Annotated in this window: 14 protein-coding genes and 1 pseudogene; 10 read left to right on the top strand and 5 right to left on the bottom strand. The window is 60.7% G+C overall.

Translation table 11 applies throughout. The annotated features are described in order from the left end of the window. Positions 1-11 precede the first annotated feature (11 nt). From J2Z17_RS21250 to istB, 3 genes are all read left to right on the top strand, one after another. The gene (locus J2Z17_RS21250) at positions 12-452 is read left to right on the top strand and encodes a DUF4365 domain-containing protein (RefSeq protein ID WP_209948005.1); all 441 of its coding nucleotides are present in this window, start codon (positions 12-14) and stop codon (positions 450-452) included. 89 nt (positions 453-541) lie between these two features. Beyond that, entirely contained in the window at positions 542-2,074 is a 1,533-nt protein-coding gene (istA, locus tag J2Z17_RS21245; RefSeq protein ID WP_209948003.1) for an IS21 family transposase, read from the top strand. Further along, on the top strand, positions 2,064-2,858 hold the full coding sequence (gene istB / locus J2Z17_RS21240) for an IS21-like element helper ATPase IstB (RefSeq protein WP_209948175.1): 795 nt from the start codon (positions 2,064-2,066) through the stop codon (positions 2,856-2,858). The genes istA and istB overlap by 11 nt, the downstream gene beginning before the upstream one ends. Before the next feature lie 325 nt (positions 2,859-3,183). Here istB and J2Z17_RS21235 read toward each other — a convergent pair whose 3' ends face one another. Beyond that, positions 3,184-3,675, bottom strand: coding sequence for a GyrI-like domain-containing protein (locus J2Z17_RS21235; RefSeq protein WP_209948000.1), 492 nt, complete (start codon positions 3,673-3,675; stop codon positions 3,184-3,186). A 25-nt stretch (positions 3,676-3,700) separates the two neighbouring features. On the opposite strand from J2Z17_RS21235, the pseudogene J2Z17_RS25320 reads away from it, so the two are divergent. Together J2Z17_RS25320 and J2Z17_RS21230 are read left to right on the top strand one after the other, a co-directional pair. Continuing rightward, a pseudogene (locus J2Z17_RS25320) lies at positions 3,701-3,879 on the top strand (transposase domain-containing protein); the annotation flags it as partial. 79 nt (positions 3,880-3,958) lie between these two features. Next, on the top strand, positions 3,959-4,540 hold the full coding sequence (locus tag J2Z17_RS21230; protein ID WP_209947998.1) for a hemerythrin domain-containing protein: 582 nt from the start codon (positions 3,959-3,961) through the stop codon (positions 4,538-4,540). Positions 4,541-4,707: 167 nt separating this feature from the next. On the opposite strand, the gene J2Z17_RS21225 is transcribed toward J2Z17_RS21230, so the two are convergent. The 3 genes from J2Z17_RS21225 to traA all read right to left on the bottom strand — a co-directional run bounded on the left by J2Z17_RS21225 (position 4,708) and on the right by traA (position 9,176). Further along, positions 4,708-5,007: a DUF982 domain-containing protein gene (locus J2Z17_RS21225; protein ID WP_209947996.1), complete on the bottom strand. Its 300-nt coding sequence runs from the start codon at positions 5,005-5,007 to the stop codon at positions 4,708-4,710. 73 nt (positions 5,008-5,080) lie between these two features. Next, positions 5,081-5,554 (bottom strand): Hsp20 family protein, encoded by a 474-nt coding sequence (locus J2Z17_RS21220; RefSeq protein WP_209948172.1) that lies wholly within the window; start codon positions 5,552-5,554, stop codon positions 5,081-5,083. 253 nt (positions 5,555-5,807) lie between these two features. After that, entirely contained in the window at positions 5,808-9,176 is a 3,369-nt protein-coding gene (gene traA / locus J2Z17_RS21215) for a Ti-type conjugative transfer relaxase TraA (RefSeq protein WP_209947994.1), read from the bottom strand. A 528-nt stretch (positions 9,177-9,704) separates the two neighbouring features. Between traA and J2Z17_RS21210 the strand changes: the two genes are divergently transcribed. Together J2Z17_RS21210 and J2Z17_RS21205 are read left to right on the top strand one after the other, a co-directional pair. Further along, positions 9,705-11,354, top strand: coding sequence for an FMN-binding glutamate synthase family protein (locus J2Z17_RS21210; RefSeq protein ID WP_209947992.1), 1,650 nt, complete (start codon positions 9,705-9,707; stop codon positions 11,352-11,354). Between the two features lie 17 nt (positions 11,355-11,371). Next, positions 11,372-13,087 carry a thiamine pyrophosphate-dependent enzyme gene (locus J2Z17_RS21205; protein ID WP_209947990.1) on the top strand — a complete coding sequence of 572 codons (1,716 nt, stop codon included), beginning with the start codon at positions 11,372-11,374 and terminating at the stop codon, positions 13,085-13,087. 167 nt (positions 13,088-13,254) lie between these two features. Here the strand turns inward: J2Z17_RS21205 and J2Z17_RS21200 are convergent, their stop codons facing one another. Next, positions 13,255-14,097, bottom strand: a complete 843-nt coding sequence (locus J2Z17_RS21200) for a DUF932 domain-containing protein (RefSeq protein ID WP_209947988.1) — start codon at positions 14,095-14,097, stop codon at positions 13,255-13,257. Between the two features lie 572 nt (positions 14,098-14,669). Here J2Z17_RS21200 and J2Z17_RS21195 point away from each other — a divergent pair. Genes J2Z17_RS21195 through traG form a run of 3 tightly spaced genes read left to right on the top strand, consistent with a single transcriptional unit; the run spans position 14,670 to position 17,056 of the window. Continuing rightward, positions 14,670-14,933: a TraC family protein gene (locus J2Z17_RS21195; RefSeq protein ID WP_209947986.1), complete on the top strand. Its 264-nt coding sequence runs from the start codon at positions 14,670-14,672 to the stop codon at positions 14,931-14,933. A gap of 4 nt (positions 14,934-14,937) precedes the next feature. Then, positions 14,938-15,153 (top strand): conjugal transfer protein TraD, encoded by a 216-nt coding sequence (traD, locus tag J2Z17_RS21190; RefSeq protein ID WP_209947984.1) that lies wholly within the window; start codon positions 14,938-14,940, stop codon positions 15,151-15,153. Then, positions 15,134-17,056, top strand: a complete 1,923-nt coding sequence (gene traG, locus J2Z17_RS21185) for a Ti-type conjugative transfer system protein TraG (RefSeq protein ID WP_377299991.1) — start codon at positions 15,134-15,136, stop codon at positions 17,054-17,056. The genes traD and traG overlap by 20 nt, the downstream gene beginning before the upstream one ends. The last annotated feature ends 60 nt before the right edge of the window (positions 17,057-17,116 follow it).

The raw sequence follows: 17,116 nt of genomic DNA, 5'->3' as shown, positions 1-17,116 counted from the left end.
GCAAACCTGCCATGGGTAGCGTTGACGATCTGCCCGGCCGCGGACCCAATCATGCGATTGAGGAAAAAGCTGAGAGCGCCTTTCAGGCTTTGCTCGCGCGAAGCGAACATTTCATCCTGCAGCGGGCCGACCGAAAGGATTATGGGACCGATTGCCAAATCGAGGTACTCGACCAGGGAAAGCCGACGAATGTCAGGCTTCACGTCCAGTTGAAGGGGACCGAGCGCCCGCTCAAAGCCGACGGTTCGCTGAGTATCTCGGTCCAGCGCACAAACCTCAATTATCTCCTCGCGCAGCCTTACAGCGTCTTTGTGGCGTATCATCTGCCCACGTTCTCGCTACGGATAGCAACTGTCGAAAGCGTTCTGCGCCATTATGAGCATGAGGGCTTAAATTGGACCGAGCAGGACACGCTGACAGTCACCTTCGTGTTGGTTTCCACGCAGAACTGAGCCGGTTAGGCGCATAATTTCCATTGAGAATTGAGCCATGTGAACATTCCCCCAACGCGGTGAGCGACGGGGGCAACGGAGTGATCCACATGGGACTTTTAAATATCATCCGTCGGATGGCGCTGCGTGAGAAGCAGTCGATCCGGGAGATCAGCCGGCGCACCGGGCTGTCGCGCAACACGATCGCGAAGTATCTGAACGCCGGTACGATCGAGCCGACGTTCACGATGCCGGAACGACCGAGCAAGCTTGATCCTTTTGCCGATAAGCTGGCGGCCTGGCTGAAGACCGAGGCCGGGAGGTCACGCAAACAGCGTCGAACTCTAAAGCAGCTTCATGCCGATCTGGTGGTTCTCGGCTTTACCGGCTCCTATGGTCGGGTTGCCGCCTTCGCCCGTGATTGGCGGGCTGACCGGCAACGTGAGCAGCAGACGACGGGCCGCGGCATATTCGTTCCGCTGTCTTTCCGCCCAGGCGAAGCATTCCAATTCGATTGGAGTGAGGACTATGCCATGATCGGCGGCGAGCGGACGAAGCTGCAGGTCGCGCATATCAAGCTATCGCACAGTCGTGCGTTTTTGGTCAGGGCCTACCTGCTGCAGACGCACGAGATGCTTTTTGACGCCCATTGGCATGGCTTCCGTGTGTTCGGCGGCGTGCCTGCTCGCGGCATCTACGATAACATGAAGACGGCGGTCGATCGCGTTGGCCGCGGCAAGGAGCGACAGGTCAACATCCGGTTCCTTGCGATGACGAACCACTACGTATTTGCGCCTGAGTTCTGCAATCCCGCCGCTGGCTGGGAGAAGGGACAGGTCGAGAAAAACGTCCAGGATGCTAGACCACGGCTGTGGCAACAGATGCCGGACTTCCCTGATTTGCGGTCTTTAAACGTCTGGCTGGAACAGCATTGCCAAGACCTATGGCGGGACACTGCGCATGGGAGCCTGCCCGGCACGATCGGGGAGGTTTGGGCTGATGAGCGGGCAGCATTGATGGCGTTGCCGACTGCATTTGACGGCTTCGTCGAGCAGAGCAAGCGGGTCTCGCCGACATGCCTGATCACCTTCGAGCGTAATCGTTACAGTGTGCCAGCATCATTTGCGAACCGGCCCGTCAGCCTGCGGATCTATCCCGAGAGACTGGTTGTTGCAGCCGAGGGCATTATCCTCTGCGAGCATCCGCGGATCATAGAACGCAGTCACGACAAACCACCGCGAACGATTTATGATTGGCGGCATTACCTTGCCGTTATCCAACGCAAGCCTGGTGCCCTGCGCAATGGTGCTCCCTTCCTGGAATTGCCGCTAGCCTTTCGACAACTGCAGGACCAGATGCTTCGCCGTCCCGGTGGTGATCGGGAGATGGCCGACATCCTGGCTCTGGTGCTTCATCACGACGAACAGGTTGTCGTCAGGGCTGTGGAGCTGGCTCTGGATCAAGGCGTCGCGACCAAGACGCATGTGCTGAACCTGCTGCATCGTCTGATCGATGGGAAGACAACCGACGGTCCTGATATCGACACGCCACAGGCGCTGACCTTGGCTCGCGAACCCAAAGCAAACGTGGAGCGCTATGATGGCCTACGTGTCCGGATCGTGGGAGGTCGCGATGCGTCATGATCCCGCCAGCGCCGCCGTCGTCATCATGCTGCGTAGCCTGAAGATGTATGGCATGTCTCAAGCGGTTGCGGACCTGATCGAGCAAGGAGCACCAGCCTTCGATGCGGCCGTACCTATCCTGTCCCAATTGCTGAAAGCCGAGATGGCCGAGCGCGAGGTCCGCTCGATTGCCTATCATATGAAGGCTGCGCGCTTCCCTGCCTATAAGGACATCTCCGGCTACGACTTCGCCGCCAGCGAGATCAATGAAGCGACGGTGCGCCAACTGCATCGATGCGAGTTCATGGACGGAGCGCAGAACATTGTCCTCGTCGGCGGGCCGGGCACAGGAAAGACCCATATCGCGACTGCCCTCGGTGTTCAGGCTATCGAGCATCACCGCCGAAAAGTCCGCTTCTTCTCGACCATCGAATTGGTCAACGCACTCGAACAGGAGAAGGCAAAGGGGAAGGCAGGCCAGATTGCCGAAACGCTGGTTCGGCTCGATCTGCTGATCCTCGATGAGCTCGGATACCTTCCGTTCAGTGCCTCAGGCGGAGCGCTGCTCTTCCACCTGCTGAGCAAGCTCTATGAGCGCACCAGCGTCATCATAACCACCAACCTCAGCTTCAGCGAATGGGCCACGGTCTTCGGCGATGCCAAGATGACCACGGCTCTGCTGGACCGTCTCACACACCGTTGCCACATCTTGGAAACCGGTAACGACAGCTTCCGCTTCAAGGCCAGTTCGGCAGCAGCAGCACAGAAGAGAGGAGAAAAGGCCAATCCCTTGACCAAAGCCTGATCAGAAAACCATACTCACAGGTGGCTCACTTCTCGGTGGAAAAACCGGCTCAGTTCCGCGTGGAAACCAACACTCTTCGTCTCACCCCGCTCCGCATTGCAAAACCGCGTTCACCGCACCCAGGCGGCCGCAGAGTGGAATGCTGCGGCCGGAACTACGGCCTGCAATCAATCCCCAAGGCCGAACGTCTCCCCGGCATCCGATGTCAATTTAAAGTTACATCGCCCGCAAAACCGCTGTCGGACGAGAACATCCTTCATGACCGCAAAGGGCCGAAAGGCGTCTGCTGCTCAGTGCGAACGGCGGCCATCCGGCAGTTGCCTCATCAGTCTGCCAGCTTGAACAGCAAGGTTGTTATCAGCTTGCTTGGATCAGGTTCGATGGAGGGATTGTTGTCGTGTATCTCGAGACGACACGCGAACAGCTCTCCGGCCTCCGAGCTCGATGAGTCCCATATCAAGCCTTTCTCCTTTGCCCATCCGACGAGCATGGCGGTGGCATCGTAAAGCCCCTCGTATGGGCCAGTGTAGGTCATTCGCACATATCGCCCTCCGGGCAGCATCCCTTCAAGCAGACGGCCCGAAAGAGGAATGGACGCATCTGTGGTCATACCCGTTTCGATCTCGAGGCGCGGCATGTCGACGAGGTTGAACTTGATGAACTCGACACCGTCCGGCGCAACCCCAGCTTGCGCGAAAGCATCGAACAGTTCGTCGAAAGCAGGATCGACCTCCTCGTCGAAAGGGATCACAACTGGCAGACGAACAGCGACATAACGCTGTGGTTCGCGTTCGACCATTTCCGGCATCGTTAGCATCGGCCTCTCCCGTTCTCCTTGTCCTGCTCTCTTTACCGGACATGATGCCGGAGCCCAGAACTGGGCAACCATCGCCTCGCGCCTCGAAACGTGCAAGCCAACGCTGTCAATCCATAAACCTATCTGAGCGTCCAGCTGGCCGCCATCGTTAATGGCCACAGTCAGAGCCGGATCGAGGCTCTGATGCCGTGGCATTTTTCTTGACGGTCAAACGGCTAAAGCCCCCTACCGGCCCGGAGCGGACGTGGTTGACTTGGCGTATAACACACCAATATCATCTTCCATGACTGATCTTTCGACCCAACCGCTGGACGAACTGAGTGTCGATGAGGCTGCGCGACCCCAAGCCCCGCCCGTGCCTGAGGCAACAGCCATGCACCGTCGCCAAGGTCGACAACTAGCTGCAATCCACAGTCATCATCTCAGAGAAATGGGTCAAATCGGCGCGATCCTCGCCATGATCGAAGCGCGGGACGCTCCGCCTGAGCACCTGAAGCAGCTGGTGCTTTCCCTCGATATGGCTGAGAATTTTCTAGCGTTCGGATCGCTTTGCGGCCGTGAATGCCAAGTGCTCAAGTTTCACCACGACATTGAAAGCGCCGACATGTTTCCCCGGATCGAAGCAGCGGGTGGCGGCAGGTTTCGCCAGATCGTGGCGAAGCTGAAGGCGGAGCACGAGGTCGTTCATGAGTTGATCATCCGCCTAAGTCGTGCGGCAGATGCATTGGCGGAAGCCCCCTCGGAGGCCAATTTCATTCAGGCCGGCAACACATTCCGAAAACTGGAAGAGGTGGTACGCTCACATTTCGGCTATGAGGAAACCGAATTGGAGGAGGTTATCGGATACTACCTCGGATCGATCTGACTTCGCCTTCAGTGCGACTCCTGCCGTGCTTTAAAGAGAAGAACTCTTAGCTCCTTCAGTTCACCAGCCAAGCCGTCTGCTGGCAAAAATTTCAGTAATTTCTTCCCACTTTCGCTGGGCGGCAGACGCCCGTTCGTGGCCGCTTAGCGATGGCTCACATCATTACCTCACCTTGCATGCGTATCTGGATCGCACCAATTAGGTGACCCGGCAATCCCGCTCATTTCCGGCGCAAGCAAATCATGTTTGTCGGCGAAAGCAACAAACAGACCGCGCGCCGTCTCGGCCTCGATTTGACCGCACAACGCGGCTTTGCATGCTTTGAGCGCCACCGAGTGCGCGGCATCTCTTAGCGAGACCGGCCATTCGGTGAGATGCCGGTAGGCGTCCATCACGCTGCGCACGTCGGCCGGGAAGCCAAGCCCGACAACAATGGAAACAGGTTGCTTGAACATATCGGGTTTCATCGCTCTCTCCTTTCAAACCCGGAATGCCGACGGGCGCCGTCGCCACGGCGCCCTCGCCCTGCGGAAATATAGCTTAAGCCGCCTTTTGCGCTTCGATCTGCGCCGGCGCAACCGACGTCAAAGCGGGATCGCTCTGGATGGAGATCTTGCGCGGTTTCAGTGCCTCGGGGATCTCGCGAACAAGATTGATCGACAGGAGACCATTGCTTAGATCTGCTCCGTTCACCCGGACATGATCTGCAAGCTCGAACCGATGTTCGAACGGCCCGCCAGCAATACCGCGGTGCAGATAGCCATCGGCGGATGTCTCCGGCTTCTTGCCGATGACAGTCAGAAGGTTGGACTGGAAAGTGATCTCAAGCTCGTCCTGGGCAAAGCCCGCGACCGCAATCGAGATGCAGTAGTTGTCGTCACCGGTCTTGACAATGTCATAGGGCGGCCAATCGCTGATCGAACGGGCACGTTGCGCATTCTCGAGAAGATTGAAGACGCGGTCGAAGCCAACGCTCGAACGGTATAACGGTGCGTAGTCATAAGATGTTGCCATAGCCATATCCTCCTTGAAGCAACATGGGTACGGAAGCGCCGAAAGCGGCGCCTCCAGCAAGACCAGTCCTCTGCAGCGACTGGCAAAAATCGATTTGGTTTTTGACAATTTCAGGTTCAAGAGCCACGCCAGAAAAAATTTCGCCTGTTCCCGTCAGCACTGTCGCGCGATCATACTAAGATCGAAGGGGTTCCCGTCTCCCATGCCTGTTTCGGGAGGCTTTGCTCTCGCCGTAGGAGGCGTCTCGCCGATCTCATTGCGTATATCGCGGCCGCGGCGTGAGCTCGGGATCCCCCTCGACCTTCGCGGCACGAACCCGCTCCGCCTGCTTTGCCTCCAGCTCTGTCAGCCGCAGAGCGTCAATCCTCTGCACCATCCGCATCGTGTCCCAAGAGGACGCGATCTCCGCCTTTTGCGCCTGGTTCAAACCGCGCGTGACGGCCTGGAAGGCTTCACCCGTCACATCACTTGCTTCGGAAGTCAGGAACGCGCGCGCGCCAAACCGGGCCGACACGGCGGCCGCATAGGCCTCCAACTCCGCTGCCAGCTGTCGGTCGCCCAGTCGCGGATCGCGAGCCGCCGATAGCGGGTCGCGTTCCATAGCCTCCGCCACCTCTGCCAACATCTTCAAAGACTTCGGCGACAGGGCGGGAATGTCGATCGCTGCCCGTGTTCGCAGGTCCTCCTCCTGTTTTGTGTAGCGTGCGCCAGTCTCTGCGCGCAGGGCCAGATAGCGCTCGAGATTGCGCGCAAGTGCCGGCACGTTCAGGCTGGCCGTCTTGCGCGCCTCACGATCCTCTCTGCTCGACAGCAGACCGGTTCGCCCCTTCAGCGCGCCAAAGCGCTCCGGATCCTCGACCAATCGCTTGAGGGTCGCAGCGGCGATGCCGGCATCCCCCAGCATGGCATCGACATCCACCGCCCTGAAGGCTGTCTCAGGATCGGCAAAGACAAGCCGGAAGCGCAAGGAAACATCCTCCCATCGCCGCGTCAGGCCCGGATCTTGCGCAAGCTTCTCTTCCACGTCCGTCTCGATCGTCCGGGGGAAGGTCTCGATGCCGGCAATCATCGGGGCCGGTGTCCTGATTGCACGGGCGGATGCGGAGACTTGCCCGTCGGCTGGCGGCTGCAATCCATGCCCAAGCCGCGGGCCGATCTCCTGGCCGAGCCTTTGTCCGACCGCCGCCAGTCTCTGTCCCAGTTCGGCCAGTCTCTGTCCCTGTCTCACCGTCCATTCCAGCTGGTCGCGCAGGACGGTTCTGGCAACGCGCATCAGATGCAGGCCGCGGGCCTCGGCAAAGCGCAGCGCCTGCGCATAGAGCGGACGATCCGCATAATCGAGTGTCGTCTCCTTGGCATTGCTGCGGGATAGCATGGCTATCAGACCACCGGCCCTGTCGAACGAGCGGCGACCATAATAGACCCGCAGATCCTGGCGATGCCGGGTCATGGCCACATAGGTCAGATGCCGGTCGAGCGACAGCGAAGCCAGGAGCTTCACCCAGTCGACCGTCGCACCCTGCGCCTTGTGGATCGTGGTGGCATAGCCATGATCGACGGCATTGTAGAAGCGCTGCTCTATTGTCACCTGTCGGTGCGTGCCATCAACGAGCTCAGCCAGGATCCGGCCCGGTGACGCCTCGACCACGCTTGCCAGCATGCCGTTCTTCACCCCGACCGATGCCTCGTTCTTCAGGAACACGATCTGGTCACCGGCGGCAAAGGCACGCTCGCCGTCGGCTGTCTTGAACGGGGCACCCGTCTCGATCACACCACGCGCGACCAGCCTCTCCCGGGCAAGCCGGTTCAACAGGCGCACATCGCGACGCAGATGCGCCAGGATAAGAGACGGGATGGCCGGATCATAATCCCGGTCCCAGTCTTCGATCAGGCGCTCAACGGCATCCGCCTTCAGCGCCGATCCAACCAGCCTGTCCTGCTCCCGGTAGGCGTCTAGCGCCTTGCTGACGGCGCCATGGGCCAGATCGAGCGAGGCCTTTCGCATCCAGTCCTGCTTTTGGCGGTAGATTGTCTCCAGCTCCCGGTAGCCGATCCGATCGGCGATCGCCCGAAACGCCGCGCCCGCCTCGATCGGCTGCAACTGATCGGGGTCACCGATCAGCACCAGCTTGGCCCCCGAGTTGACCACCGTCTCGACGAAGAATGCCATTTGCCTGGAGGACACCATGCCGGCCTCGTCGAGGACAAAGACGGTCTTTTCGTCCAGGAGGTCACGCCCCTTCGCCCAGCCATGCTCGAAGGACGATAGTGTGCGCGACGGAATGCCGGCCTCCCGTTCAAGTCCCTCTGCTGCCTTGCCGGCAAGGGCACCGCCGACCACCCGGTGGCCTGCAAGCTGCCATGCCTCCTTTGCCGCCTTCATCATCGTCGTCTTGCCCGCACCCGCACGGCCGATGACGGCCGCGATGCGCTCGGGTCCCGTCACATGACCGATAGCCGCACGCTGCTCGTCCGAAAGCTGGACGTGGCGGGCAAGTATCTCATCGCGCACCGCCGTTCGCACGCCATGAGAGCTTCTCCGACTGAGCCAGTTGGCCTGGGCGCCCATCCTGGCTTCCAGCCGGATCAGCGAGCGGGTCGTGTATCTGGCAGGCGCGCGGGCGCCGCTTACAAGTTCCAATCTCTCCGGCTCGAGGCGAAGCACATCGGGGTGTTGCAGGATCCTTGCCATCAGCGACTGGAACAGCATGGGATCATCGACGGAGCGATGCAGCACGCTGGCGACATCGTGGGTGTCGAAGACACTCTTCTCACGGGTGATCAGGTCAAGCACGATCCCGGGCTTTGCTTCGATGCGCCTGGCATTTGCGGCACGCAGGGCCGCCTGTTCCCGCAGCCGATCGAGTGACTGCGCCTGTCCCTCGACGTTAGCCTTGCGCTCGATCGCCTTCGTACCGACACCCAGATGCAGCGTCGGTAGAAGATCGATCCCCTGGCTTTCATAGGAGCGGCCATCGACGCGAAGGTCGAGACCGGCAAGCGCCAGATGGCGGTTCTGGCAGTCAAACCAGCCATCGCGCAGGGCATTGAAGTCATCGCCGCCCCCGGCCCAGAGCGCATAGACGATCCGGCCGGCATCGTTGCGAACCGGCATGCCGTCCGCTCCGGTGAGCGCGATCTTCTTTGGGCCGAAGCCATCGTCGGTCAGCGGACGCAAAGTCGTCATCAGATGCACATGCGGATTGCCGGCAATGTCATGGATCACCCAGTCCGCCACCATGCCCTTTGCGGTGATGTGGGTCGCCACGAAGTCGCGCATCAGGGCGATATTCTCCTGCAGGTTCAGCTCGCGCGGCACGGCGATCGTCATCTCCTTGGCCAATTGTGCATCGACGCGCTTCTCGAACGCTTCGACCCTGTTCCAGAAGGCTTCCGAGGTACCAGCAACCGAACGCTCGCCCATCAGCAGGCGCAGCCAGGCCGGCGCGTCATCGGGGACAGCAAATTCCTCATGGCCGAGCCCTGCCTTGCGGGAATAATCGACGGTTCTTGCCTCCCGCTCGAACGCCATCTTGGCGCAGTGGCGATAGGCGGCCGACATCACGGCGCTCCTGCCGGAGCCGCGCGCCACCAGGGTGACGGAGAAATGCGCGATAGCCATGGCGTTCCCTCGATCCTGTCGAAACCGGGTTTCTCCGTTCGACGGACCGCCCACCCTCCAGGCTCGCTCGGAAGCAACACGTCGCCATTGCGACGTATAATTGCGCCCTTGGATGCCGTCCTTCGAACGGCCGGGATCCTGCGCCAAGGCGCACATTCACTCTACTGACAAAAGTGAGGGGGAGGCGGAAAACAACCATGGCGCGCCCGACCGTTCACCCACATGAGGAACCAAGCGGCGATTGGTGCATGGATGACCTAATTGCTCCTGACACTCCCTAGATTGGCCAAGATTCGACGCACAACAAAGCTATCGCGCCCTCTGGCGGCAGTCCCACGTGACGACGCCGGGACGTTCGGTTGACCGGCAAACGTTGCATCCGCGCGTTTGAAACAAAACGCCAGGCCACACGTTTCGGCTTCACACTTTGCCGAAACCTGTAGGCTAAGCACACCGCCATCCCCACCTGCCGCCTGCGATCTGCTGTCCGCACCTCCGCGGGGACGGACCTGTCAAGGAAGCCAGTCCATGGTAGCACTCCTGCGCCGCATCATCATTCCGCTTGTCGCCGCAATCCTTTTGATCGTCAGCCTCGTCGAATTGAAACACAGTTCCTGGTGGATCGTGCTCGCGGGGGTCTGTAGCGTCATCGTCATCCTCGGGCTTTACGACTTCTTTCAGCAGACATGGACGATCACACGCAATTATCCCGTGGCCGGTCGCATCCGTTGGCTGTTCTACGACCTGCGGCCCTATCTCAGGGCCTATATCGTGGAAGACGATTTGAACGGCACCCCATTCTCCTTCGAGGCACGAAACCTGGTCCATGCACGCGCCCGCGGCGAAAGCGACACGCACCCCTTCGGGACGGAGCGCGACACCGACCAGAACAACTACCATTGGCTCTCCCATTCCATCGCACCCGCAGAACATCCGGAAAAGTCGCCGCGCGTCACCGTCGGCAACGAGCAAACGACGAAGCACTACAGTGCCTCCATCCTCAACATTTCGGCCATGAGCTTTGGCGCCCTGTCCGCCAATGCTGTGAAGGCGCTCAATCTCGGCGCCAAGCAGGGTGGCTTCTATCACGACACTGGCGAGGGTGGCCTGAGCGATCACCACCTGGCCGGCGGTGGCGACATCGTCTGGGAGCTGGGTTCGGCCTATTTCGGTGCACGCGACAAAAGCGGACATTTCGACCCGGAAAAGTTTCGCGACGGTGCGGCACACGAGGCAGTCAAGATGACCGAGATCAAGCTCAGCCAAGGTGCCAAGCCCGGCCATGGCGGTCTGCTGCCAGCGGCCAAGGTGACGGAAGAGATCGCGCGCGTCCGACAGGTTCCAGTTCATCAGGACGCCCTGTCGCCGCGTGGTCATACGGCCTTTTCCACCCCGATCGAGATGCTGGAATTCGCCGCCCGCATGCGCGACCTGTCCGGCGGCAAGCCGGTAGGGTTGAAGCTGTGCGTCGGTCAGCCGCACGAAGTCTTTGCCATCATCAAGGCGATCCTCAAGACCGGGATTATCCCGGAATTCATCGTGGTCGATGGCGGCGAGGGAGGCACCGGCGCAGCACCGCTCGAACTGTCGGATTGGGTGGGCATGCCGTTGAAGGAGGGGTTGATCCTGATGCGCAATGCACTGGTAGGATCAGGATTAAAGCCCAAGATACGCCTGGCGGCCTCAGGCAAGGTCTATTCCGGCATGGGCATCGCATACAACATGGCCATGGGCGCAGACTGGTGTAACGCGGCGCGCGCCTTCATGATGTCTGTCGGTTGTATCCAGGCGCAGCGCTGTCACACAGGCACCTGTCCAACGGGCGTCACAACGCAGGATCCCGCCCGCATGCGCGCGCTGGTGCCACAGGTGCAGGCCGAACGCGCCGCCCGGTTTCATGCCAAGACGCTGGAATCCCTGGCGGACATGGTCGCTGCGGCCGGTCTTACCCATCCAGCCGAGCTTTCGCCGCACAATGTCATGCACCGGCAAGGGCCCGAAAAGGCCAATACGATGGACAATATCTATGCCTTCCTGCCGGAGCGGATCCTGATCGATGCTCCGCAAGACACGATCTATGCCGACTGGTGGGAAGCAGCGACAGCGGAAAGCTTCAAGCCCCGCACAGACCTTGAACGCGTGCGAGCCAAGACATCTCAGCCCGCCGCAGCCGAATGACCCTCAAGGAGTAGCCCATGTCCACCAGCGTTTCCGAAGCCATCGTCGATACTTTGCTCAAGGCGGGCGCCAAGCGCTGCTATGGCATTGTCGGTGACACCATCAATCATCTGGTCGATTCCGTCCGCAAATCCGAGCTTGAATGGATCCATGTTCGTCACGAAGAGACCGGGGCACTGGCGGCCGGGGGCGAGGCCTATATGACCGGCGAACTCGCCGTGTGCGCCGGCACGACCGGGCCCGGCAGCCTGCACTTCGTCAACGGCATCTTCGAGAGCCACCGCAATGGCGCGCCGGTGGTGTTGATCGCGTCAAATGTCGATCGCGCCGAGGTGGGCTTCGACTTTCCCCAGGAGGTCGACCAGCAGCGCATCTATGAACAGACCTCGGTGTTCTGCAAGCAGATGACCCACCCAAGCCAAGCACGGCGGCTCACCGCCATGGCGGCGCAGGCTGCTCTTGCCCATCGCGGGGTGGCGGTGATCATCGTCAATGGCGACATGTTCTCTGAACAGGTGCCGGACGATCTGGACTGGAACGTCAATCTGTCGAGCCCCATGGTCCGTCCGCGCGAGGCGGATCTGCGCAAGCTCGCCGACATGATCAACGCGGCGAAGAACATTGCGATCTATGCGGGGATCGGCGCGCGGGGCGCCCACCGCCAAGTCGTGTCGCTTGCCGAAAAGGTCAAGGCGCCGGTGGTTCACACCACCCGCGCAAAAGAATTCATCGAGCCGAACAATCCCTACAATGTCGGGATGAACGGTATTCTCGGCAATCACGCAGGCATGGCATCGATCGACAGGTGCGATCTCCTGCTTACGCTGGGCACGGATTTCGCCTACTCGCAATTCTATCCCAAGAAGGCGAAGATCGCGCAGATCGATATCAACCCCGACAATCTCGGCAAGCGCAGCCCGATCGACCTCGGCCTTATCGGCGACGTTGCCGACACGCTCGATGCTCTTCTGCCGATGCTGGAGGACAAGACCGGTCTTTCCTATCTCGAGTCAGCGCTGAAACAGTGGGAACTGGATCGCGAAGCCTATACCCAGTCGGCCGAGGAGAAAGACGACACTCTGATCCACCCTCAGTTTCTGACTCAGATGCTGGACACGCTGGCGGATGAGGATGCGCTTTTCACCGCCGACGGCGGTAGCCCCATGCTCTGGGGCCTGCGCCACCTCACGGCTAACGGCACGCGGCGTTTTCTGGTGAGCCTGCTGCACGGGACCATGGCAAACGCCTATCCGCAGGCCATGGGAATTGCCGCCAGTCACCCGGACCGTCAGGTGATCGCACTTTGCGGCGATGGCGGCATGACCATGCTGATGGGTGACCTGTTGACGCTCGTTCAGGAAAAGCTGCCGGTCAAGCTTTTGATCTTCAACAACGCCTCGCTCGGCTTTGTCGAGATGGAGCAGCGCGTCGAAGGCATGCTGGACGCTTATACGGAGTTGAAGAACCCCGATTTCTCCAAGCTCGCCGAAGTCTGCGGCTTTTGGGGTGGACGGGTCGAGCGCGCGTCCGAGCTCGAGGGAAAGATGCGCGAATGGCTGGCAACGGACGGGCCGGCACTGCTCGACGTGAAGGTCAACCGCATGGAGCTTATTATGCCGCCCAAGGTGGAGATGTCCCAGGTCGCCTCGACAGCGCTCTTCGGTGCCAAAGCCGTGCTGAACGGACGGGCAAGCGAAGTGGTCGCGCTGCTGCGCGACAACTTTCTGCGCTGACCGGCTAGACCGGGGCCCTCTGCGCCTCGTTTCGCACCTCCACGACCTGGAGCGACAGGCTCGAATGCTCAGAAGCTCAAGCGCCGGCGCTGCCGGCGCTTGAGCTTCGGTAGGCGGGGAACTGACCGTCATTCGCAATGGCATTGTCGACGGTAGGGCATCCGCGCTCAGACAGATTTCAATCTCTGCATGGCCTCGGCCAAGGTCCAGAGCGCCCGGTTCAGCCCGATATTCTGATCGATGCCATTGATGGGACGGGAACGGCTACGCCTGACACGACCATCCGGCGTCGTACGCCGTCCCGGTAGTCCGCCGCGGACCAGGTTCTCCTGGATGACGTTGAAGGACGTCCAAAGCGTCCGATCTTTATCTTCGCAGCGTCTTGGCGTGATGATCTGGTCTGCTCCAAGCGGCGCGTCCGCCTCGCCATAGCGTACAAGGAGGCTCGCCTCGGCAAAGGCAATTTGCTCGTCTCTCGACAGGACCGTTTCCTTCATTGTCTCGGCCGTCTCCATCAGCCGCGGGAAATCGCGGGCAACCGTGTCGACCCCTTCGACGATCAGATCCTGAATATCGCCCTTGTGGGGCACCCGCACTTCCTCGAACCGCTCGCCCGCGATCATGCTGTTGGTGCACACGAAGCGCAGCATGCCAGCAAACATCTGGTAGGCGCTGGTGCCATCATGACTGTTGACCAGGATGACCTCGGCCGCTTCTGCCTTGCCGATACCGTCCTCGCGGCGGAGCCTGAGCATATGTTTCGCATGCCCATGACGATTGCCGTCGCGCGGCACCGCCTGCACCGCAAAGAACGGAAACCAGCCCTCGCGCCGCAGCTGCTCGACGATCTCGATCGTTGGGACATAGACATAGCGTTGTGATCGGCTGTCATGCCGCTCCGCGGCGAAGATCGATGGCACGTGCCTGTAGAGCGTTTCGTTGTCGAGCGCGTCCCGGCCGCTGATCTGGTGAGCGTTGCGCGAGAAGCGGGTTGCAAGAGTATAGGTCATGTCCGTGATCCTTTGTTGGTCTGGGTTGGAGCGCTATCGCTGCGCTGCAACCCTGGCCGTCGCCGAGACCGGGGGGTGCAAGGTGCAAGGGCAAAGCAGGTCGGAGGGGGATCACCCATCCTGCACGAGCCGCATGGAGAGGAAGGTTGGGGAAGCCGGCCTGCGTGAGCGATAGCGCCCCTTGCATCCGCGCCAGGGGGAGACCCCCAAGCTGCCGGCCGCCTGGGCAAACAGGCGGCTTTGACGCGCAGTGAACAGAATTTCCTAAAACAGGAATGGGCATACCAGCTGGAGCGGCTGCAAGGCGCGCAAGCCGTTCGCCACCCGCAAGACCGGTTAAACGGGTAGCCGCAGGAGGATTAGCATAGCGACGGCCGCAGGCCGGAATCCGGGATCGACTGCCCCCGGCGCGCGGGACCGCTTGGCAAGCCTGAGGTCAGCGGTGCCTTTGGCCACGCCGGACAGAGACAGCCAGATTCATGACCTCTCACTTGTGTCAGTAGACCGGCTGGCCGACCGCGTACAAGCTCACGGCGAAGACATTGAGATGGCGCAGGAGAAAGAGCAGGACCATGAGGAAGTCGCCCCACCAATTGCGAGAGGATATCGGCAGGCTGAGAGAACAATTGCGACAAGCGGAATTGCGCGAGGCCGAGCGGATCGGGCGGATCGCGCTCAAGGCCGGACTGGGAGAGATCGAAATCGATGAGATTGCCCTTCAAGGCGCCCTGGAACAGGTTGCCATACGCTTTCGCACCAAGGACAGAAGCCGGAAGCCAGGTTCCGATCCGGAAAACCCAGCTCTCGCGTCTCCGATCGGCACGGTGGAGGCTTGAACGGATGGCAAGAATACAGAGTGCAAACGCGCGCAAAAAGGATACGCGGGAAAAGATCGCCCTTGGCGGCCTGGTCGTCAAAGCAGGATTGCGCGACGAGAAGCCCGCGCTCCTGCTTGGGGCCTTGCTCGAGCTGAAGCAACAGCTGGAGGCCAAGCAGTCGGAGCGTCAGCGCCTGATGGCGATCGGGGCGCGGGCGTTTGACAAAGATCGTGACTAGGATCCTGCCCGTCATCTTACCCATGGCCGTTATGCTGGGTACGCTCTGCGCAGCTACCAGGTTTGAACCCGGCATTGCAGGCTGGGGACATACGGATGCCGTTCGCACGTTGTTTGCTCAGATAGACACCGCCGCGCCCTATGCCCTGGCCGCGGGAGCGGGTGTCGGTTGCCTGTTTGCCACGGCGACGTCGCACCATTCCAAAAGGGCAAGCGCTGGCGTGCTGATGGGTGGACTGGTCATCTGCCTGATCGCCGCATTTGGCAACGGCCTGCATGGTTTCGATCTTGTGCCGGACGTCACCTCCCACAGGCCCCCCCACGATTTTATCGATGTTGCGACTGTGTTCGGCATGACGATGAACCTGATGGCAATGGCGTTTGCCGGTCGGGTCCTGCATCTTGGCAAGGCGGCCTTTCCACGCCGGGAGCCAAGGCGCATGCGCGGCAAGCGCGCCATCCATGGAGAGGCTTGCTGGATGCGATCGCAAGAGGCCCGCACCTTGTTTGGTCGAGCCGGCGGGATCATCATCGGCGAAAATTACCGGGTGGATCAAGACGCATTGGCGCAGAGCGCCTTTAGACCGGAGCGGTCCATGACCTGGGGCCAGGGGGGCCGCGCCCCACTTTTATGTTTCGACGGTTCCTTCGGTTCCTCCCACGGGCTGGTCTTTGCCGGTTCGGGCGGCTTCAAGACGAGTTCGGTGACGATCCCGACAGCGCTTCGCTGGGGTGGGGCGCTGATCGTGCTGGATCCGTCCAGCGAAGTGGCGCCGATGACAATAGACCATCGTCGCAAGTGTGGGCGAGACGTCTACGTTCTAGACCCGCAGCAGCCGGCGACGGGCCTCAATGTGCTCGATTGGATCGGGCGCCACGGCAGCACAAGAGAACAAGATATCGCCGCCGTGGCATCCTGGATCATGAGCGGGGAGCAGCGATCAGGCGGTGGTCGAGACGACTTCTTCCGAACCTCCGCTCAGCAGTTGCTGACCGCGATGATTGCCGATGTCTGCCTGTCGGGTGAGGTACCCGAGGGTGATAGAACGCTCAGACAGGTCCGAACGCATCTCGCTGAGCCCGAACAGAAGCTGCAGCAACGTCTCTCGCGGATATTGGAATCCTCGGCGTCGGATTTCGTCAAGGAAAACGTCGCGACCTTCGTCAACATGACGCCGGAGACGTTTTCCGGTGTCTATGCCAATATGACCAGGGCAACGCATTGGCTGTCTTATCCGAACTACGCGGCCCTGGTGTCGGGCTCGACCTTTTCGACCGAGGCGATTGCGCGCGGCAAGACCGACATCTTCATCACCATCGATCTGAAAACCCTGGAAACCCATGCGGGGTTGGCGCGCGTGATCATCGGCGGACTGCTGACCGCAATCTACAATCGCAATGGCAGGCAGGAGGGCAGGGCGCTCTTCCTGCTCGATGAAGCCGCCCGGCTTGGATATATGCCGATCCTGGAAACCGCGCGGGATGCAGGCCGCAAATATGGCATCACCCTGTTGATGCTTTACCAGTCGATCGGCCAGTTGCGCGAAGCCTATGGCAGCCAGGATGCAATGAGCACGTGGTTCGAAAGCGCGAGCTGGGCGTCATTTTCCGCTATCAACGACCCGGAAACGGCCCACTACATTTCCAGGCGATGTGGCATGACAACCGTCGAGGTCGAACAGGTGAGCCATGCCATCCAGTCGCGCGGGTCGTCGCGCACACGCTCGCGGCAACTTTCGGCAAGACCGTTGATCCAACCCCATGAAGTGCTGCGCATGCGCGCTGATGAGCAGATCGTCTTCACATCCGGCAACCCGCCGCTGAGATGCGGTCGTGCCATCTGGTTCCGCAGGGCCGACATGATTCCGCTTGTCGGGAAAAGCCGTTTTCAAACGAGGCGGTGAACGGGGATAAATAGAGAGTTCAATACGACTGGCCGCGTTTCGAGCAGGCCCTTCCATCAT

The sequence above is a fragment of the Heterorhizobium halophytocola genome (assembly GCF_017873095.1).
Lineage (GTDB): Bacteria > Pseudomonadota > Alphaproteobacteria > Rhizobiales > Rhizobiaceae > Allorhizobium > Allorhizobium halophytocola.
The sequence above is the reverse complement of the archived record's forward strand: the minus strand, read 5'-3'. Positions and strand labels throughout refer to the sequence as shown.